General features: G+C 42.6%; 16 protein-coding genes. 8 read left to right on the forward strand and 8 right to left on the reverse strand.

What is annotated here, in order from left to right:
* The first annotated feature begins 50 nt into the window (after nt 1-50).
* Both P6574_RS20760 and vapB read left to right on the forward strand, forming a co-directional pair.
* Nucleotides 51-620, forward strand: coding sequence for a type 4 pilus major pilin (locus P6574_RS20760; protein ID WP_310622254.1), 570 nt, complete (start codon nt 51-53; stop codon nt 618-620).
* Nucleotides 621-996: 376 nt separating this feature from the next.
* Nucleotides 997-1,266: a type II toxin-antitoxin system VapB family antitoxin gene (vapB, locus tag P6574_RS20765; RefSeq protein WP_310622255.1), complete on the forward strand. Its 270-nt coding sequence runs from the start codon at nt 997-999 to the stop codon at nt 1,264-1,266.
* Here the strand turns inward: vapB and P6574_RS20770 are convergent.
* From P6574_RS20770 to P6574_RS20780, 3 genes are all read right to left on the reverse strand, one after another.
* A protein-coding gene (locus P6574_RS20770) for an IS3 family transposase (RefSeq protein WP_310622256.1) occupies nt 1,251-2,389 on the reverse strand; the annotation gives its coding sequence in 2 pieces (ribosomal slippage) (nt 1,251-2,125 and nt 2,125-2,389; 1,140 coding nt in all). The genes vapB and P6574_RS20770 overlap by 16 nt on opposite strands.
* 262 nt (nt 2,390-2,651) lie before the next feature.
* Nucleotides 2,652-3,821: a hypothetical protein gene (locus P6574_RS20775; protein WP_310622257.1), complete on the reverse strand. Its 1,170-nt coding sequence runs from the start codon at nt 3,819-3,821 to the stop codon at nt 2,652-2,654.
* 35 nt (nt 3,822-3,856) lie between these two features.
* On the reverse strand, nt 3,857-4,957 hold the full coding sequence (locus P6574_RS20780; protein ID WP_310622258.1) for a radical SAM/SPASM domain-containing protein: 1,101 nt from the start codon (nt 4,955-4,957) through the stop codon (nt 3,857-3,859).
* A gap of 225 nt (nt 4,958-5,182) precedes the next feature.
* Between P6574_RS20780 and P6574_RS20785 the strand changes: the two genes are divergently transcribed.
* From P6574_RS20785 to P6574_RS20800, 4 genes are all read left to right on the forward strand, one after another.
* A complete protein-coding gene (locus P6574_RS20785; RefSeq protein WP_310622259.1) occupies nt 5,183-6,190 on the forward strand; it encodes an SPASM domain-containing protein in 1,008 nt (335 codons plus the stop codon).
* Between the two features lie 220 nt (nt 6,191-6,410).
* The gene (locus tag P6574_RS20790) at nt 6,411-7,736 is read left to right on the forward strand and encodes a hypothetical protein (RefSeq protein WP_310622260.1); all 1,326 of its coding nucleotides are present in this window, start codon (nt 6,411-6,413) and stop codon (nt 7,734-7,736) included.
* 102 nt (nt 7,737-7,838) lie between these two features.
* The gene (locus P6574_RS20795) at nt 7,839-10,025 is read left to right on the forward strand and encodes a DNA topoisomerase 3 (RefSeq protein WP_310622261.1); all 2,187 of its coding nucleotides are present in this window, start codon (nt 7,839-7,841) and stop codon (nt 10,023-10,025) included.
* 98 nt (nt 10,026-10,123) lie between these two features.
* The gene (locus P6574_RS20800) at nt 10,124-11,098 is read left to right on the forward strand and encodes a hypothetical protein (protein ID WP_310622262.1); all 975 of its coding nucleotides are present in this window, start codon (nt 10,124-10,126) and stop codon (nt 11,096-11,098) included.
* A gap of 113 nt (nt 11,099-11,211) precedes the next feature.
* On the opposite strand, the gene P6574_RS20805 is transcribed toward P6574_RS20800, so the two are convergent.
* Genes P6574_RS20805 through P6574_RS20815 form a run of 3 tightly spaced genes read right to left on the reverse strand, consistent with a single transcriptional unit; the run spans nt 11,212 to nt 14,675 of the window.
* Entirely contained in the window at nt 11,212-12,504 is a 1,293-nt protein-coding gene (locus P6574_RS20805) for a hypothetical protein (RefSeq protein ID WP_310622263.1), read from the reverse strand.
* The gene (locus tag P6574_RS20810) at nt 12,497-13,594 is read right to left on the reverse strand and encodes a hypothetical protein (protein WP_310622264.1); all 1,098 of its coding nucleotides are present in this window, start codon (nt 13,592-13,594) and stop codon (nt 12,497-12,499) included. Before P6574_RS20810 ends, P6574_RS20805 begins: the two co-directional genes overlap by 8 nt.
* 22 nt (nt 13,595-13,616) lie before the next feature.
* Nucleotides 13,617-14,675: a hypothetical protein gene (locus P6574_RS20815; protein ID WP_310622265.1), complete on the reverse strand. Its 1,059-nt coding sequence runs from the start codon at nt 14,673-14,675 to the stop codon at nt 13,617-13,619.
* A 269-nt stretch (nt 14,676-14,944) separates the two neighbouring features.
* On the opposite strand from P6574_RS20815, the gene P6574_RS20820 reads away from it, so the two are divergent.
* On the forward strand, nt 14,945-16,012 hold the full coding sequence (locus P6574_RS20820; RefSeq protein ID WP_310622266.1) for a hypothetical protein: 1,068 nt from the start codon (nt 14,945-14,947) through the stop codon (nt 16,010-16,012).
* Nucleotides 16,013-16,169: 157 nt separating this feature from the next.
* Here the strand turns inward: P6574_RS20820 and P6574_RS20825 are convergent, their stop codons facing one another.
* A complete protein-coding gene (locus P6574_RS20825; RefSeq protein ID WP_310622267.1) occupies nt 16,170-16,475 on the reverse strand; it encodes a hypothetical protein in 306 nt (101 codons plus the stop codon).
* A 288-nt stretch (nt 16,476-16,763) separates the two neighbouring features.
* On the opposite strand from P6574_RS20825, the gene P6574_RS20830 reads away from it, so the two are divergent.
* A protein-coding gene (locus tag P6574_RS20830; protein ID WP_310622268.1) for an IS3 family transposase occupies nt 16,764-17,902 on the forward strand; the annotation gives its coding sequence in 2 pieces (ribosomal slippage) (nt 16,764-17,028 and nt 17,028-17,902; 1,140 coding nt in all).
* A 302-nt stretch (nt 17,903-18,204) separates the two neighbouring features.
* Here the strand turns inward: P6574_RS20830 and P6574_RS20835 are convergent.
* Nucleotides 18,205-19,785 carry a pentapeptide repeat-containing protein gene (locus P6574_RS20835; protein ID WP_310622269.1) on the reverse strand — a complete coding sequence of 527 codons (1,581 nt, stop codon included), beginning with the start codon at nt 19,783-19,785 and terminating at the stop codon, nt 18,205-18,207.
* Nucleotides 19,786-19,927: the final 142 nt, after the last annotated feature.

Consider the following 19,927-nt stretch of genomic DNA (forward strand, 5'->3'; position numbering starts at 1 on the left):
TGCTTATGATATTTTAAAAAATAACATACTATCAAAAGGAGAAATGATAGATGACTAAATATGAAAGCCAGCAAAATAATTGGCAGGCTGCAATTACCAAGAGACGTAATAAGGGTGCGACACTCACCGAGATGCTTCTTGTTATGGGCATTATCGCAGGCATCCTAGTGACAGTATTTGTGACATACCAGCTCACTGAAGACTCTAGAAAATCAACAGAGGCTATGCAAGAGCTTGCCTCAATACAATCCAAAATTCGTAACCTATACAGTGGGCAATCCAACTACAACGGTATTGGAAACTCCTCTGTAATCAAGATGCTTCCCAGTACAATGGTTAACGGATCAAGTGTCCTAAACGCCTTTCAAGGGGTCGTAACTATTGCTGCTGCTGATGGTGGGGGCGGTTCAAACTCTGGCTTCTCAATCAAGTACGATAACATTCCTATGGAAGGATGTATTGATCTAGCTACGTCAGACCTTGGGCCGAGTGTTTACACAATTAAAGTCAACACGACGACTAAGAGTTTGGGCTCTGGTGATGAGCTTCCGTTTAACCCTGGTAATGCATCAACGGCTTGTAGTAGTGAAGTGAATAGCCTTACATGGATCTTCCGATAGACCCTATTCCAACTCCTTAAGTATTTAGACATATGATACTGTGTCTGGTGATGTAAACAACACTATCGGACACAGTATATTTGAACTAGCTTATTTTTCTTTGCCCACCTCCCCTGTTTTGTGGGCAGATACTTTTGAAAATAAATCCCGCATCTATCACCCTACTTACGAGACTGTAACAGCCCCCGATGGGCCTTCTGGGACCTACAATAATTGTCTATGGGTCTCACCGGAGCTGGTATGTGTGGCGCGGTGGATCTGGACACAAAAGGGACGTTTGTGCCCTAGGTGGTTTCTCAGTAGGGATATACATTCGACATATCCTTACGATGAGGTAGCTTGTATATACACTAAACATACCCCTTAGGAGGTCACTGTGTTCGAATGTGCAGTATTCACGTCAAACCGGAATCAAGCGGTTCGGCTCCCCAAAGCTGCCTCACTGCCGGATCATATAAAACGGGTTGAGATTGTAGTGGTCGGAAACACCCGTATCATTTCCCCTGCGGGGGAAAGTTGGGCCATTTGGTTCGATGGTCCATCAGTAAGTGACGATTTCATGAGTGAAAGAGAGAGGTGGTCCGGTTTATTTAGACAGGTGAGCGAGATTTATAAGTGGATCTGCTCCTGTTACGCTGCTTGCTGAGTAAGCTGCGGGTCTTTGTTGTAATAAGCCTGATCCGGTGTCTTTCCGTCAAGCGATGAATGCGGTCTACGCTGATTATAAAAGGTTATGTAGTTTGCAAGAGATGTCCTTGCCTCCCGTACATTGTTGTAGGCTTTGAGATAAACCTCCTCGTACTTGATGGTGCGCCAGAGCCGTTCGACAAACACATTGTCCCGCCATGCCCCCTTACCATCCATGGAAATTTCGATGTTTTCTCGTTTGAGAACTTGTATGAAGTCCGTGCTGGTGAATTGCGATCCTTGATCTGAGTTGAAGATCTCCGGCTTACCATACTTGGCCAATGCTTCCTGCAAAGCATCAATGCAAAAGTCGGCCTCCATAGTGGTTGATAGTCTCCAGGACAGGACCTTACGGGTGTACCAGTCGAGGATGGCGACCAGATAAACAAAGCCCTTTGCCATGGGAATATAGGTCAGGTCCGTTGCCCAGACTTGATTAGGCCGTTTAACCTCCCGATCGCGCAACAAATATGGATAGATCTTGTGCCCTGTTGCTGGCTTGGAGGTGTTGGGGCGCCGGTAAAGGGCCGCAATGCCCATCTTCCTCATCAGCGAGCGGACCTTGAAGCGGCCAACTTTATGGCCCTCAGCCTTCAAAAGCCGTTGCAGCATACGGCTTCCGGCGAAAGGGTAACTCAAATGCAGTTCATCGAGCCGTCGCATCAAGGCCAGCTCTTCCGTTGAGACCGGTTTGGGCACGTAATAAACGGAGCTGCGCGAGATCCCTAAAGCCTTGGTCTGACGCGTGATCGATAGGTCATGAGTGCGGTTTATCATTTTTTGGCGCTCAGCAAGCCCGCTTTTGTGAGCGCTCCTTCCAAAAAATCATTCTCCAGAGTTAACTCGCCGATCTTGGCATGCAGATGCTTGAGGTCGACCTCAGGGGCAGATTTCCTCTGTTTGTCGGCACCAAAAACATCCGGCATGGCGGCCAGCGCATGATCCTTCCATTGCTTGATCTGGTTAGGGTGCACATCAAACTCCTGAGCTAATTCACTCAGTGTTTTCTCACCGCGGATTGCTGCTAAAGCCACTTTCGCTTTGAAAGCCGGGCTGTGGTTGCGCCTTGGACGTCTAGTCATAGGGTTCTCCTGTTCTTGGCATCATGCCAGTTTCAGGAGCAATATCCACTTATACGACCTGTCTAAATTTCCTAGGCCACTTCTAAACTAAGTTAGGCTGAACTTAAACCCAGAACTTCAAAGGCATTAGGTCGCTCAGGCCGAACGTTTACATTTATAGCAGGGACCGCCGAACTAAAAAGCGATGTGCAAAAGATGTTGTACGTTGTCGCGTATTTTATGACCTAGAACGAAATGTGAAATAGTCTTGTGTGTACAAAGACTATTTGGATTCTTGCATCCCACTATTAATTCTTCTTATTAAGTTATATGCCAAATGGGGACATTTATCTTTGTGCCTGTATTTACCTGTATTTCTCACAACATTTGTTGCAACATGAAACCCTGTCCCTGCACATATTGGGGAATACTCACAGCTTCCACAGCATCCTCGAGCATGTATCTTCATAGCGCTACGTTCAACCGCTCCAATGCCTTGCTGTAGTATTTCGCTAATTGAATTATGTTGTATATTGCCCATTACTTTTAAACCATGGCGTGGCGCATGGGTAATGTCTCCTACAGCTTCTAGCTTAGGCATCAAATTTCCAAATGAATCGAATTGGAGCGAATGACGTATAGTACTTTCCATCATGTCTTTAATTACTTGTCCACTACTTACTGAACCATTACACTTTAAGGCATTTATTGTCTTTTCAATGACCGGTCTGTAACTTGTGGTGATCCACTCTACTCCTTGTGCTAGCGTATCAAACTCCATAATCCAGTCGTTAATTACTTCGATGTTATCTATTGTTTCATGAGCATTGGATAAGGAGGGAGCCCAATTGACGGTTAACTCACTAAAATTATAATCCTTTGCAAAGGCAATTAGCTCGTGAGGAGTGATATCACAGCAACCTGAACTAGAGAGGTTGATAGACAGATCCACTTTACCAAATAGCCTTTTTGCCTCATGAACCATCGACTTCCAGCGAGGTCCGAACTTTATTGATTTTGTGATCCTACCATCTAAAACTACAAGTGGTATAAGGCTAATTGGTCCGGAAATACTATGATGAACTTGCCGGAGTGTCTCGAGAACTTTTGATGGTTTTGCTACTAACGAAGTCGAAAAGAATACTGCACTATGCTCAATATCTGATGGACATCCAGTGGTTATAATGTCAGAGCCGACCTTGTGAAGTTTGGCGATGTAGTCCGCACCCATTAAAACATGGTCCGCTATACCAAATGTTATATTTATCCTGTTCAATTTTTCTAGGTCTTCAAGGTAATTCTTTGTTCTCTCTTGTATAATTTCAAGAAGATCCCACGACATATCTGGTGATGTGATGGTGCGCTCTGAGCTAGTAAGGATACATCCTGCACAGCTGCCCAAGCACGACAGAACATCATCTATCTGAATTTGTAGTTCACTGGCTTGCTGCATTTTCGCCCTCATTATGTTTATCGATTTATGAGTATTCAGGAGTTAATGGATGAATTTTTTGCTCTTGCTCCTTTTTCGAAAAGATGGCGTGTATGATCTATAAACCCTTTGAAACCAGGACAGTCTTTGTCCACTTCAGGGTTCCAGTGTTTGGCGAGCACACCGCAACCAGATCTACAAAACGAATATGCATCACAATTAATGCAGGCTTTATTAGGCCGGCTGGCTTTAACTACGTTACGTCGAAAACTTGTGGTCTTGCTAACTTCTAAAACACTTGTCTCCAAAACATTACCAGACCATTCTGCGTTTTGTGCGCCCCCTGCCTCTAAACAAGTGGCTGCATTTCCATTCCAATCAATGTCTATTGATCCTGGTATAATTGGGCATACGATATCATCCAGAGGTTGATCTAATTCGATTGCATATAACAGGCTATCAATCGGGTTTATGTACAGATCAGGGTCCTTATCCTTATTCTCTATGTACCAATTGGCGACATCAATAAGGAACTTACTGGTTTCATGGAATTGTGGGAATACTGTTTCTCTATTTAGAGCGCCATCACCAGACGGTATAAAGAAGCCAAAATGGATTTTTTTTATACCTTCGTTATTGTATAGCCTCTTAATAATTTCAAGAGCGCCTTCCTTTATCACGGGAAGTGTTATTGAGGTAGTCACTCCGAACTCTAATTTTGCGGCTCTAATTGTGGCGATAGCGTTCCTCCACCGTTCTTCCAACTTTGGTTTTGGAAAACGTGTATGAGGTTCCCATGATGTGTTAATACGATCAAATAGGCGGGCAATCTTTAGGATCTCAGGATGGAGTAAGTTCGACACCAAACATAATTCATAGGTGTATCCATTTCCCGATAGAATCTCTTTTATTTTCGGGATTACACTTTGGAAAAAGGGCAAACCCAACATTGTGGGCTCCCCCCCTATTACATGAATTTCGGCATGACGATTTCCAGAATCAATCATATGAGCAGATATACCTCGCACGATGCTGAGAATGGCATCGCTAGTCATTGAGCCAGATTCTTTTTTGACTAGTGAAGAAATATAGCAGTGAGTACATCTCAGATTGCAGTCACGAGTAACATTTATCTGGTATAGAAAAGTCCCTGACATGTGTGCAAAATCTTCCTAATCTGGTAAAATGGTTATTAATTAAATTTAAGATCATTATAATCTAGTTAATTTAATTAATGGCACATCTCAATAGGATAAATTAATATGAGAACGCAGTACAGTATCGAAAATGGATACTTTGTCTTTACCTTGATGCCGAGCCTATACTGCCATTTACGATGCCCACATTGTTACTTAAGTCTGGAACAACGGCAAGACCGTACTGTGCTCTCACCTGACCTTATTGGTATGGCATGTGAAAAGATCGACAAATATTGGAATAAAGCTGGCGTAAAAAAAAGAACTGTTCGGTGTTATTGGTATGGCGGTGAACCAACGTCATTGGGCATTCCCATGTTTGCCGATATGGCTGATAGGATAAATGCAATTTTTAGTCCAGATCATATGTATGATAATACGCACACAATATTGTCATCGTTGGTTTCGGTTAAAAAGGAGTGGAACACTGCATTCACTAAATACACCAATGGAAAAGTTCAGACATCATATGATGGGGCAATGAGAGGGGATGCCTACCTTAAGAAATGGGACCGCAAAGTAAGGGATCTAATAAATGATGGTATGGATGTATCTACAATTAGCGTTGTTAATTCTGATCTATTAAAGCAAGGGCCAGAAAAGACTTTGGACTACCTTACGGAGCTCGGGGTATCAGAAACAAGCTGGCTTCCCTTTATGGAGAATGATCAAAATACCGGTCTCAAATATAGAAAGTACGCCCCAACTATGAGTGCATGGTCAGACTTTCTTATTGGTCTCACTGAGCACTGGTTAAAGTTGAAAAAGCAGGGTGCCGTAGTTCCAGAAATAGGGCAACTGCAATTTATATTGGGACAACAAAAAGCCCCTCCATTATCAAATATAGCTTCACAGACTCTTTTTTTGTTGCCTAATGGAGACTTTGTTCTACCTGATTATCGAAATGGCTGGGTTGAGTATATGCGAGTCTTTGGAAATATAATTGATCAAGATTTTATTGAGATTCTGAATTCAAAAGAACGACGTGAATATATGCGAAAGCAGGTCCGAGGGAACAACAATATTGAATGCAATTCATGTGAATATAAAAATAGTTGTGTAATGGAGTTTTGGAAGACAAATAGGGTAAATGATGACTGTTTCGGAGGAAAAAAATACGTTGAATGGATTAGCAACAACTTGAAGTCCATTCACCAAATTATTCCTGAAAGTTCAACTCCTATATTATTTTAGGACTATATTCACAAAACTGTCGATGACTAACTCTAGCTTTTTACCTATAAATTTTACTTGTTTCTTGCAAAAGAACAAGCATGCTGAAGTTAGGTTAAATTTCAGTCTGTAAGTAAAGGATAGCGTTATGGGGTTGGGACAATTCAAAGCAAAAAAAGGAAATGGTGGCGGGAACAAAACGACCCCTGCGATTGTCCTATACCGTGGACCTGCAGACAGCTTGAATGATGGTACTCCCGTTGCCCGTGGGATTGTTATGAGCCCATTCATGGACCTCAGTGGAAAGGTTATTGAACCTGGTGAAAAAGGGCTTGAGGTGCATTTCTATACGCCTGTCAAAGAAGGCAATAGCAAACGCCATACGGCAGCTACCCTGAGAAACGGTAAGAATAAAATTCCAGAAGGATTTGGGGTGGTCGAACTAGAAAGACCTAAGTTCACCACTGATCCTGATACGGGCAAATGTACCATCAATGCCGACTACATCAATGTTATCAGCCGGGATAAGACCGATCATATCAAAGTGCATCCGGAAGAAACTCAGTATCTTTACTCTGTATCACAAGAAGGGGCTGTAAGAGACACCAATGGGGAAATCCTCATTGACCAAGAATCGGGAAAGCCCCGCGTGTGGCAACAGCGCCAACATTTAAGTTTGCGTACATCCAAGCCGGTCCAGTCCATAGAAGATCTCCAGGATTCAGTGCTAACTGCGCTCACTCTCCCAGAGGGGTATGGTGTTGAATCCGAAACTGCTGTGGGGTCTCCATATGCATACATTCAAATGTGTCTCGTTGAAAGAGATGACCAAAATAATGTTGTAAAGGTCGAAGATACATATCGCACGGTATTCAATGCCAGTGAGAAATATAAAAATGAGAAAGGGGAAGAGAGGACTAGATTTCTTTCTCCTGAAAAAAGCTTTGAGGAGTGGATGGCGCGTGACATAAAAGATGCCTCAGAGAATGGTAGAAGGCCATGGGTTGACGCGCTTAAAACATTCGGAGGAAATACTGACTTCCATTGCATTGTGACCCGTGGACAATCTTTCAATACAGGCCGGGATTCTGTTTCTCTTTCTGAAGAGAATATTGATCTGAGGGAGGTTATTTCAGGTCGTGATTGTTCGAACACGGCGAACATGATCAGGGTAAAAGAAGATGGGAAGCCAATCTACAATGAAAGAGCTTATAAGCAGGGTTTCACAAAGTGTTATATTAGTGGCTTAGATCCGCTCAAGACACAAAATAATGGGAAATCCTACTTCGGGACCAGACTGGTGGCCTTACCTTACATTTCTAAAATTGATGGAAAAATAGAACTGTCCAATGCCAAGTTTAAATGTGGCCGGCTCCCACTCTTAGGCCTTCCTGCTGATGTTAAAAAATTCATATTGGAGGAAGCCAAGGAAAACTATAAAAAAGATAAGGATCTCAAGTTTGATCTTTGGCATCGTAAGAATCCCAAACCGCCAAAGAATGAAAACCGGGAAAACGCCCAGCCTGTGAACGATGGTGGGGGTAGCCGAAGCTACTTCAAACGTTAGACCAATCTGATTAATCAGAGAATGTAGGTCATCCAATCAATTCAAATGAAGGGTAGCTACGGCTACCCTCTCTTATTTAATGGGACCAGAGGCTTTATACTCATGATCACGCAACTTTTTATCGCCGAAAAACCTAAAATGGCTGCATCGATAGCTATGGTTAGGGGTAAGATGATAGGTGTAAGCCCACAAAAACAAAAGACACATTGGACACTGGGGGACAAAGAGGCAGTTACATGGGTGTTTGGGCATATGTATGATACAGCGCCGCCGGAGAGCTATGACCCCAAATACAAGGATTGGAATCTCCAAGACCTGCCAATTATCCCCTCGGTTTGGAAGCGCCAGCCATATAATGATAAAAAAAGCCACTTAAAAGCCATCCAAAATCTATTAAGAAAAGCAACTACGGTCGTAAATGCGGGCGATCCTGAAAGAGAGGGGCAACTCCTTATTGATGAGTTATTAGAGGAGCTAGAGTATCCGCCTTTCAGTGATAAAGTCTATAGGTTATGGGCTCCATCTCTGGCTGAAAGTGATTTACGAAAAGCATTACAATCACTCTTTCCCAACAAAGAAAAAGAGGATCTTTATAAAGCGGCTTTATGGCGGCAGCGAGCGGACTGGTTACACGGCTTGAATATGACCCGTCTTTATACCGGTTTGGTTAAAAGAGGTGGGGTAAATGAGCTGATATCTGTAGGCCGGGTTCAAACTCCGACCCTAAAGCTTGTAGTAGACCGTGATCTTCAAATTGCAAACTTCCAACCTAAAGATTATTTCGTCGCAACGGGGCTGTTTTTCCATAAAAATGGCAGTTTTTCCGCCACCTATAGTCCTGCAGAAAACAGTACTCATACCGATGAATACGGCCACATTCTAGATAGAGCCGTGGCCGAAAAAATACTGGAACAGGTGAAAGGAAAAGTTGGTAATATTTTACAGATAGATCGAAAACGAAAGACCAATGCCCCACCTCTTCCTTTTTCACTAAGTGCTCTGCAAACAGAGTGCTCCAACAAGTTTGGTCTTACTGCGGCTCGAACATTGGAGATAGCTCAATCACTCTATGAAAAGCACAGGCTCACAACATATCCACGTTCTGATTGCCGATATCTACCTCTTTCCATTTACTCAGATCAAGCTGCCATGATCTTGAAGCAATTTCAGGGCCATGATCAACTAAAGATGGCTGTTGCGGGTACAGACATTTCCATTAAAAGCAATGCATGGAATGATGGGAAACTATCTGATCATCATGCAATAATACCAACTACAGACTTTTCTTCCGCTAAATTTTGTCAGCTGAGTCAGGAAGAAATGAGTGTTTATTTATTGATCTCACAGTACTTTCTTGCTCAATTTTATCCCTCATACCAGTATGAGGCGACTAAAATTAGGATAAAAGTTGAGAACTATAACTTTGAAGCGTCAGGGAAAAGAACACTCCAGCAGGGATGGAAAGTGATATTTCCTGCCAGCTCAGCTGGAACTGAACCAAGTTTACCACAAATGAGCCCAAATGATCCTGTTAGAGTGGATAAAACGAAAGTAGAGAAGAAGACAACGAAACCCCCTGCCCCATTTAACGATGGTAGTTTAATTGCGGCAATGACAAATGTTTATAAATATGTACCGGATTCGTCTGCAAAAAAAATGCTTAAAGATAGTGACGGAATTGGTACGGAAGCAACAAGAGCGAACATTATCGAGACCTTATTAAAGCGAGATTATGTTAAACGTGAAAAAAAAGTGCAATTGCGCTCAACCCAACATGGGCGAACTGTTATTAAAGCGCTCCCCTCCGACTTGAAAGACCCTGCATTAACAGCAATTTGGGAAGCACAATTAACAAAGATATCTGCCGGTGATGCAGCTCCAGCCTCCTTTGAAAAGGCACTGCATAACTCGTTACATAAGTTTGTTCAACATGGACTACAGATAGAGAAACTGGAAATTGAAGGTAAGCGCGTGCCTAAAATCGATGGTGATGGGACGCTTTGTCCAAAGTGCGGGAAGGGTACACTTAGAACGCGCCAAGCAAAAAAACAGAAATCGAAATTTTTCTTAGCCTGTGATAACTGGAGTAAAGACAACCCAGAGAGCTGCAAGCACATCCAGTGGCCAGAAGTGAAAATCAGACCTCTTAAAGGAGACGGTCAAAACTGTTCGAAATGTCAAAAAGGGACAATGAAAACTAGGCAGGTACACAAAGGTACAAAAAAAGGAAAACGCTTCCTTGGATGTTCAAATTATCCTGAATGTACAAACAGCGAATGGCCAGACTAGAGCGCCGCTGATTTATTTGACCCAATCGAATATATTAGATACATAAAAGGATAAATATTTATCTTGGGTCTCATTGTTAGAAAAATAGGGTAATTTCGATGCGCAAGCTCCATTCACGCAGGGCTCTCTTTACTTTGGGCGTTGCCCTTGGACTGTCTGGTAATGTCTGTGCTCAAGTAACTGAGAGCCCACTTGAACAGCGAGTTACCATCTCTCCAGCTGTAGCATATCTTAAATCACAGGGTGTGAACCTCACTGCTATTGGTAAAGACGGTGGCCTGGAAGCATACCTTGGTCAGAATGCCAACGGAGATATGCAGACCTTTTACATAACTAGCGATGGTTCATATATCCTCACCGGTGTTTTACATGATACCAAGGGGCGTAATATCACCGGCATTCAATTGGCCGAGATGCGAGCAAGGTTCAATGCAGCTTCATTAGAATTTGGCCAAGATACTCCTCAAAATAATAAAACAGCATCTCCAGAGCCAGCTCCTGATATTAAAATCAAAGATCGGATTTCACAAGCATACTTGAACATTCCTATTGCCAGTGGTGAGGTTGTACAGCCAGAAAATGTCGATGCAAGCTTGTTCTTAAGCTCCATTCCGCGGGATACCTTCCTTGAAAGAGCAAATGAGACTGCGTACTTCCAAGTGGGCCATGTAAGCGCTCCTAATGAGCTATGGATGGTTGCGGATCCTCAATGCCCATTTTGCCACCAAGCATGGTCAAAGTTAAAGACATTGGTTCTGGACAGGAAGCTACGCATAAAGATAATTCTTATTGCGGGCCTTCAAGGAAGCAAACCACGGGCGCTGGATATGCTGTCCAAAGATAATATTTCCAGTTACTGGTTTGAAACTGAAGGTGGGCGTCTTCAACATCTAACTGATAGTCCAAATATGTCAGCAGATGCGCGCTCGTACCTCACAAAAAATGAGAGCTTTGCACGAGATTTCGAACTCTTACAAACGCCATTCTTAGCATACGTTGATGGCTCAGGACGGTTTTATTCCTCAAAAGGATTACCAAACGATATAAATGTCTTTTTGTCCGCAATGAAATAGGTTGTTCTCATTCCACATTAAATTTTAACTCTTTAAAGTTCCGGCTCTGGTTCGCTCGTCCTCTATGTGCGTACCAGAGCCGCCATCTGTATCGGTCTCTAATGTGAAAAAATCTAGAAATCCAACTCTTTAAAACCAGATATCATGTTCTCTAAAAATGGTTTGCTCTTTTGAAACTCTCTTATAACCGGGAGGTAGCCATAACAATGTTCTCCATTGTCCGGGTGCCACTTTCTGAACAATGGGACAGCATGAGATGCACAAAAACTTTTATACCTACAATCAACACACTTCGGGTGTGTGATTAGCGAACGAACCACTTCATTGAGCATCTTTTCAAGAACTCCATATGGTTCTGTGATTATGCTTTGTATTGAAGAGTTTTTTAAATTTCCAAGTGGTTCATATCCAAAGTTGCGGTCTAGGACATGCTGCCCCATCGATTCAGACCAAACAAACAAATCAAGGTTGTGATCAACATATAGAGATGAAAGAAATATGTCTCTAGTTTTATCCTTCACATGTTTTATATGGAAGGGTTCGGGCTCCGGGAGCTTCTCTACATCAAAGTAACCGTTTGGTGATAACGCTATGTTTTCTCCATATTCATCAAGCAAAGTGACCGCATATTCACCTATTGGTATTGGATGTATATCATACCCTCTTGTTACAGTTAAACGTGCAACCTCTGCCAGCCACTTTACTTCTTCGTCGACAGTGACTACTTGAGATGTTCTATATCCTCTTGTTTTTGAGGGAGTATACCGGCCAAATTGCATTTGAACACTAATGTCACTTAGGGGCCCCATAGCTTCATCAACAAACTTTTCGGGGGAGAACTGGTCTAACAGTCTGCGTGTCACCAAAACTTCGGGATATCCTAATATCCCATGTTGCCTCATTGTAAGGATCATATCCCTAATATCATGTGGTGAATCTGCGATGGGGTCATATATTATTTCAAGAAAGTACCTACCTGGATATCTGTTTCGAAGTCCAACAAATTTCTGAATATCTTCAGAGGGGGCTGTCGAGAATACTCGATATTGACTTGGAAATGACTCTGCAATTTCGTCCAGCATATCTTCTGGAAGCTCACTATGGTTTCCAAACCTAAAAGTATAAGAGTAGTGGTCTACAGTGAAACCATTTTTGCCAAAGTATCCTGAATCCTTTGTGTTAATATTCGCTCGAAGCCAATCATAATACTCCTCGACCCTAGAGTGTATAAGTCGCATGCCCTCTGATGGAATTATGTTTCGAAACCGCCAGCCATTTTTAAAATGCTTATCGACAAGGCATCCTGAGCACCCACGAGCACAGCCGTCATAGGTATGTACCGCTATCTGCAGATCATCCATAATCCCTAACGTTGAGCCTTCTCTGTCAAAAAAATTGCTAAACATAACCAGCTCCTATTTCGAATGTCTTTCTTATACCCGCCGGGCAACCTGAAACCTGACCCTTTAGTCTCTTGTTAATCATGTTTACAAACTTAAATGCACCAGAGCTAATACAGGCAGGACGGAACTCACATCTACGACATTCTTTATTACGAAAAAGAGAATTTGCATCCGCTAAGGCACGATGTTTCATTCCCACTTGCAGACCTTCTCGGTCAAATCGTATAGGGTCCAGTTCAGCTAAAATTGTAAACTGACCGTTGTGCCAATTCCCATCTGCATCAATAAATGTGATAGAATCACAGGATTCCTGCGCCTTTTCGATTGCGTCTTTGTGTGATATATCAACATCCTTTAAGGCGTTGTCCACGCGCTCAATAAACGATGCATCAATTCCCCTATCTCGACTTTTTACGTAGAACTCAGCCAGCCACTCTTCCATCTTCCTTAACACAGAGGAGCAATTCAGCGCCTTGTCATAGGAAGGCGCCCAGACAATATTTATTACTGAGCGGTGACCAGGGAATTGATCAAGGACACCATCAATATTTGGGAGTGTCTCGCATGAAAGCGCCAATTGGAGTATATCGCCACTATCTTCAACCTGATCATGTACACCCCTACGCATGCTTGAAATTTCACTCATAAAATGGCGAAGGTTTTGCCAATATTTGGTTGATAAAAGAGCCGTATTCCCGACAACCACAAACCGCATATCAAAAGCTGAATTGCTATTCCTTGTCATGAGGTATTGAGCTTTCTGAATTTGGCTATTTATCTTTCCTATGAGTGATGTTGTGATTTCCGCATACCCTTTGTGAAAGGATAAATTTCTCTCCGCTGTCTGAATGATACTTTGAATATTATCCAAGTCAGCCTTTTCAAGATCGAGTATATTAGCTCGTCCAATACCTAGAGCCACACTTTGTGCTCCAGCGTAGCTACTTGCTATAGCCTCAATTCCCTTTGTTATATTACACAATTTTGTATGTGGAGATCTCTCGGCTCGCTCAGAACGTGAAAGAACACATGTCTGGCAAGTACCATGACAATGTGTAACATATTCCATAGCAATTGTTAGAAACTCTTGCATTATCTGGCTCCTAAGTCATAATTCAGAGAAAAGCTTTGGGGCCATAGCAGGAACCTAGGCGTGACTCGACATCTTTATATACACGACGTACAATACCTATCCCATTGAAATTACATGAATTAAAGTGCTCGCACTCTGAACATGAGAACGGACTATTCAATAATTTATTATAGGATTGAATACCCAAACGTTTCACTGTCGGTGATTTTAAAATTTGATCAAGACATGTAGATTTCAAATCTCCAAGTGCTGGGGCTTTATTCCTATAGTCAAGTATAACGTCTCCAAAGCTTGTATATGCAGTAGGCCAGACCTTACCATCACTACTCACATGGTATGTTTGAGCAATGAATTGTTCATAGGACCCACTGGAATTGAACCGGCGTAGTTCGTCTTTAAACAGTGCTGAGCCCGCGGCCGTAGAATTATAAAATTGAGTTGCCCAACCTGCAGCTTTATCTACGCTATAGCCGTAATTTTTACGCCCCATATTTTCAATTGTAGGTGTAAAACCAAGAGAAACTGATCTCCCCTCGAGCTCCATGTCCAATTCCTTTCCAAGATCCTGTGGACCTAGTTTTGAAAGAAGAGCTTCAGAAAGAAGCATCTGCAAATGAACTTTTGGCGCTAAACGGCAAGCCTTTCGAAGGCGATTACCATACTCTTTGTTACGAGATAACCTTATGGGATCAACTGTAATGTCGAACACAATGTTAGGGCAAGTATTGATTATTGACACCAATTTACTTTCATATACATCCCAATAGTTTTCAGATGTTAAAGTCATTGTCATACCAATACTCAAACCAGCCGTTTGAACAATTTCTATGTATTTGTGTAAAGCATCCAACGGGAGTTGTGGAACATCTCCGAACACCAATACTATTCGATAGTTCAAATCAATTGATTTACCGTATGTCGCAATCTGGTTTACAACTGCCTCGAACATGCTAATCGACATAAGCGGAAAGCCTTGGCCCCGTTCGGCAACTGACAACAAGCAGCCGGTACAAGAGCCAGCACAACCATTATATAATTCGAGAGTTATGTCGGTGAAAAGTTGTTTTCCGTGAGTAGACAATTAAGCGCTCCATACCCCATTTATACATGGCCAAGGGATTTTGGCTTACCAACTGCAAATGAGCGAACTCGCATCCTGCATCTAGGTTTGAAATCTTATAGATATACTTTATATAAAATAACTGAAACAGAAAAGTCTGTGCTTAGGATATATTATGGGTATCAGTTTGTTTCCTGCAATATTATCCTATCTTACAAAGATATCAGGTTCATATTATGCGATCTATCTTTTACATTTCAGCTGTTATATTCACTTTTTTATCCTCATACATGAGTGCGAATGCACAACAAACCTCTGACATTAATGCGTCACTAAACTCGAAATATGTAGCAGTCGGTAGCGAATTAACTTCAATGTTGTTGGAGTATCTTGAATATAACGCACATAGGATTAAAGAAACTTCCTATTATGCTGGCCAAGAAACCCTTTATGGAATAAGCGGCATAAATCAAGGTCTAAATGGAACTACCAGTTTTGAAATAGGTAAAGTTGAAATGGTCAACCCTGTTAACGGGGATACCCATTTTTTCTTTGATAAGCTTTCAATTACAGGGTTTAAGAGGGCTGCCCCTAATGGTACGAGAACAAGCTTTGATAAATTTGTCGTAAATGATCTTAAAATCCGTGATGCTTCTACAGGATTGCCCGGCTTGATGTACTCAAGTATACACATTAAAAATTTTCGACATACTACCGCTGAAGACCATACGTTTTCCATCGCTAATTTAGAATTGATTGCCCCCAAGTGGAGCCGTGCATACCCAATACCTTTGCAGGCAACGCTAAAATTATCTTTTGCAGCAACATCTGGATACCTACAAAAATTAAGTAGCATTCCATTGGATCAGTTTGCGCAAGGACACCAAGTAGATGCAAGAGTAGCGATGGAGGTAAGTCCTGTCCCAAAAGAGCTTACAATGAATATTACAATGGCTACCAACAACTATGGTTTGCTGTCTATGTACATGAAACTGGATAACCTAAATAATCAAATCCTATCTGGTTTAGACGCGATTATTCGTCCACCGGACATCATTACTGAAGAAGATGCAAAAAGATATATATCAAAGGTAAAAACTGGCTTATCTAATATGAGGTTACAGCTAATTGTTGCAAACGGTAAAATAAGCAGCGTTTTGGAGGCTGTTTGGAAAGCGTATCAGGGGGACGGTATTCTCCCATTTACAGGAAATAGCCACTCAATAAATATTGTTGGAAAGCCACAAAAGAATAGAGAATTATACCACTTCTTCCCACAGCTGAAGTCTGATCGCGAAAAGAATGAGAGCTCCCAAAATTTACAGTTTCTCAAAACCAAGACAAATGAAAGTGACTAATAAACTGATTTAATTACAGGTTTCCATCATACAATGGTGGGCCCTCTAAAGGCTCAGGTATATGGAAGGTCGGCATACTTTTATCCAAAAGCAATCCCGTTTATTTACTGCGATAAGGTCATAAGCCGACCTTCTACAACCTGAAACCTGTAGCTATCTACAGTTTATCGCAGTTTTCTATATGCCATTCAGAGCTATGCTCAATTTTGTCTAAAGCATTTATTATCTCTGTTCTTTCAAAATAACTTTCTAAGTTGGCATCCCCTGCATCAGCAAATAAGTTGGAAAAATCCTTGAGGGTGCAGCCATCCCAATACCCACGGCATAATATATCTTCAATTGAACTTTTGTCTGCACCTGTCAGCCCATCAAGTAGATCATGCTTTTGCAACATGGTTTCTAAGGTTGCATAGCGCTCTTTGAGAAAAGTCTCACTTTGCGTTTTATTTGAAGTCATTTCCATATGTCCTTCAGTATTTGTAACTTAATTTATGAATTATCTAATTCCATCTATGTTATTTACAAGTGCGGTTCTCAACAATTGCTCTATCTTCCAATTATTTATTTTACAGATAGAGCGTACCTTTTCAACTTCATCTGTGTGGTACCATCCTGATATGCGAACTCTTTTTTTCCTATATTTAGCGACTGTGCTGCTGGTACTGAAAGAGATGGCTCGGGAAATCTGAACAGGTGGTATAAGTGGATTTCGCTTCTGAAACTGGCATTATGCCACGAACAGGAGAATTACATGGCAAGACGTCCAAGGCGCAATCACAGCCCGGCTTTTAAGGCGAAAGTAGCGTTAGCTGCCATCCGCGGTGAGAAAACGCTGAGCGAACTGGCCCAAGACTTTGATGTCCATCCCAATCAGATCAAAGTGTGGAAGGATCAGGCACTTGTCGGCATGCCGGATGTGTTCGGCGCTGACCAACAGGGCAAAGTCGAAGCCGAGGTCGATATCAAGCACCTTCATGCCAAGATCGGCGAGTTGACATTGGAAAATGATTTTTTGTCCGGTGCGCTCACCAAAGCCGGGCTGCTGAGCGCCAAAAAATGATTGACCGCACCCACAAACTGTCCATCAGCCGTCAGACCAAAGCGCTGGGGATCTCGCGCGGTTCTGTATATTATCTACCCCGGCCAGTTTCACAGGAAGAACTCGCCCTTATGCGCCGGTTGGATGAGTTGCATCTGCAATATCCCTTTGCCGGGAGCCGTATGCTGCAACGGCTTTTGAAAGCGCAAGACCATAATATCGGGCGCTTTAAGGTTCGCTCCCTGATGAAACGGATGGGCATTGCAGCCCTTTACCGGCGCCCCAACACCTCCAAGCCAGCACCTAGGCACAAAATCTACCCGTATTTGCTGCGCGATCTTAAGGTCACAAAACCCAATCAAGTCTGGGCCACCGACCTGACGTATATTCCTATGAAAAAGGGGTTTGTCTATCTGGTCGCCATCCTTGACTGGTACACACGCAAAGTCCTGTCATGGAGACTGTCGAACACTATGGAAGCGGATTTTTGCATTGAGGCTCTGGAGGAAGCGCTACGCAAGCACGGCAAGCCGGAGATTTTCAATTCAGACCAGGGCTCCCAGTTCACCAGTCAGGAATTCATCAAGGTGCTGAAACGTGAAGACATCAAGATTTCCATGGACGGCAAAGGGGCTTGGAGGGACAACGTGTTTGTCGAACGGCTCTGGCGGACCATCAAGTACGAGGAGGTCTATCTCAAGGCTTACGCAAGTGTAGGTGAGGCCAGAAAGTCCATCGGGACATACATCGCTTTTTATAACCAAACTCGACCACATTCATCGCTTGACGGGCAGACCCCGGATCAGGCTTACTACAATCATGCGCCGCAAAACCATCAAACAGCGGCATAAACGGAGCGCATCCACTTAAGAAAAGCGTTTCCCTGTACAAACAAACCGGACCACCTCTGAATTTAGCTTTACTTTTATTGCGGATCACATATTTCGAATTGCATTCGGATAGGATTTTTTCAAAACCGGAAGCTTTGAGATGCATGTTGATGCATTTGGCCAAAATCTCTTGCTTGTTGAGAAATGTAGTATCCTTGACTTGCTCTACTTTAGATGCAATCGGGAATTCAACAAAGGCAGAGAGTTGTTTAGACTCTCTTCGGTCGATTGTGACACCATTTTTCCGCTTTTGGAGTGCTCTATTAACGCGAACGGCCACAATCACTCCCCTTTAATCGTGTCCCACTACCCTTCCATTGCTGGCTATTGTCTGGATAGATAATTGCTGGACCATGCGGATTATCAATATGCCCGTTTGTTTTACGCCTTACGGTGATTGTGCCATCCCGCCCCGCCAGAAGTCTATGTGTTGTTGCATCGTGGTCAAAGTTATCAACCTTGTGATAGTTCAGGATGTCTTTTGAAAAAGTATTTATCAGCTCTAATGCAGTTGGGATCTCATCAACAGAGCAGGTATCTGAGTCGAGTACTTGCCCATCGGCATTATACATAAAGCTGGTTGTGTTATCGGGTTTTTTGGGATCTTTCCAAATAGCAACCATTTCTCCGCTTTTACGTAGGTAGATCGCATCTGGGCCTAAGGTACGTTTCCCTTCCTGGACAAGCAAAACATCTCTCGTCAATCCCAGTTCTCCATCTTGAGATGCACTCATTTTATTCAAAGCCACAGCCAGGTGCTTACGATCGCATACAATGACATCTATTTGACCTGAAATAAGGGTTCCAACGCGTTGGAATATACAACTACGATTGGTGGAGCGCATAAGAGATTTCACGATTACAGCTTCATGCTTACTCATTAATGCTACTGCCAACTCTTTGGCAGCAATTGTCCCCTCTTTGAGGGCATGGATTTTACTGCGGATTTTCAAGACTTTTTCGTCAAAGTAGTTTGACACAGTACTAAAGACTTTTTCTTTAACCTCATCTTGAATGTAACCAACTAAACCCGCGACTGCGATAAACCCAGCACCAGAACCTAATGCTTTTTCAACCGGTGATAAATCCAGTTCGAGAGGTACATAGCGCGATGCAATTAACGGGCCCATAATACCAGCAGCAACTGTTATGCCTTTCACAATTTTCCCAACCAGTTTGTCAGAGGCAAACCCTCTGTTGGACTGCCCTAATTCAGCGCCCTCATAGTTGTTCCCTGCTATGAGCGCGGAGTCTGTGAAGTCGGGTAGGCTTTTGGCCGGGATTTTTATGGTTGGTGCTAGATTTGCCTTTCTGAAGTTATTCCGTACTAATGTGGCCCCGGACCAATCAACATTACTCATGGACGACCTTGAAAAGTCGGTTTTATTGAGCTTTGCATTTACGAACGTGCTGCTACCGAGAGCACATTCAGAAAAATTGGCGTTTTCAATGCAAGCGTGCTTGAAGTCGCTAAAGGTTAAACTTGCACCAGTAAAGGTGGTTTCTTTGGGATTGTCTTGATAAACAACGTCAAGAGGCTTGATGTCACACCCATAGAAGTTTGCTCTAAAAGCTGACAATCCATTTGCTTTTAGACCGTGCAACTTGGTTTGTGCAAAATTTGCTCTATTTGCTATTGAACCAGTTAAATCAGCCCCTGACAGGTCAGCACCGCAAAAATCACCATTGCTAAAATCTCTATTCCTCAAAGACAGTCCACGTAAATTTGCGCGCTGAAGGCTTTTATTACGTTTGACGAGAGTTTCGACAAACTGGCCGTATGTTTTCGATTTGCCCTCATACAGGGGATTTCCATCAACATCGCGAATTGTGATCAGTTGCATACCAGATCCTTTATATAATTATTCTTTTTTAAATCACAATTTCTTGCAAGTTTCAGTCATTAAAATTAGAAATATAATTAGACTCTATCCTATATCATTTATATTATCCTAATTGATAGAATTGCAATATTTTGAAATAGGC

The organism is Pseudovibrio sp. M1P-2-3 (assembly GCF_031501865.1).
Taxonomy (GTDB): domain Bacteria; phylum Pseudomonadota; class Alphaproteobacteria; order Rhizobiales; family Stappiaceae; genus Pseudovibrio; species Pseudovibrio corallicola.

What these genes read in the sequence shown, in the direction of transcription:
- P6574_RS20825 (WP_310622267.1), bottom strand. Translation starts at nt 16,475, where the DNA reads ATGGAAATGACTTCAAATAAAACGCAAAGTGAGACTTTTCTCAAAGAG.
- P6574_RS20780 (WP_310622258.1), bottom strand. Translation starts at nt 4,957, where the DNA reads ATGTCAGGGACTTTTCTATACCAGATAAATGTTACTCGTGACTGCAAT.
- P6574_RS20760 (WP_310622254.1), top strand. Translation starts at nt 51, where the DNA reads ATGACTAAATATGAAAGCCAGCAAAATAATTGGCAGGCTGCAATTACC.
- P6574_RS20835 (WP_310622269.1), bottom strand. Translation starts at nt 19,785, where the DNA reads ATGCAACTGATCACAATTCGCGATGTTGATGGAAATCCCCTGTATGAG.
- P6574_RS20805 (WP_310622263.1), bottom strand. Translation starts at nt 12,504, where the DNA reads ATGTTTAGCAATTTTTTTGACAGAGAAGGCTCAACGTTAGGGATTATG.
- P6574_RS20800 (WP_310622262.1), top strand. Translation starts at nt 10,124, where the DNA reads ATGCGCAAGCTCCATTCACGCAGGGCTCTCTTTACTTTGGGCGTTGCC.
- P6574_RS20820 (WP_310622266.1), top strand. Translation starts at nt 14,945, where the DNA reads ATGAGTGCGAATGCACAACAAACCTCTGACATTAATGCGTCACTAAAC.
- P6574_RS20795 (WP_310622261.1), top strand. Translation starts at nt 7,839, where the DNA reads ATGATCACGCAACTTTTTATCGCCGAAAAACCTAAAATGGCTGCATCG.
- P6574_RS20775 (WP_310622257.1), bottom strand. Translation starts at nt 3,821, where the DNA reads ATGCAGCAAGCCAGTGAACTACAAATTCAGATAGATGATGTTCTGTCG.
- P6574_RS20810 (WP_310622264.1), bottom strand. Translation starts at nt 13,594, where the DNA reads ATGCAAGAGTTTCTAACAATTGCTATGGAATATGTTACACATTGTCAT.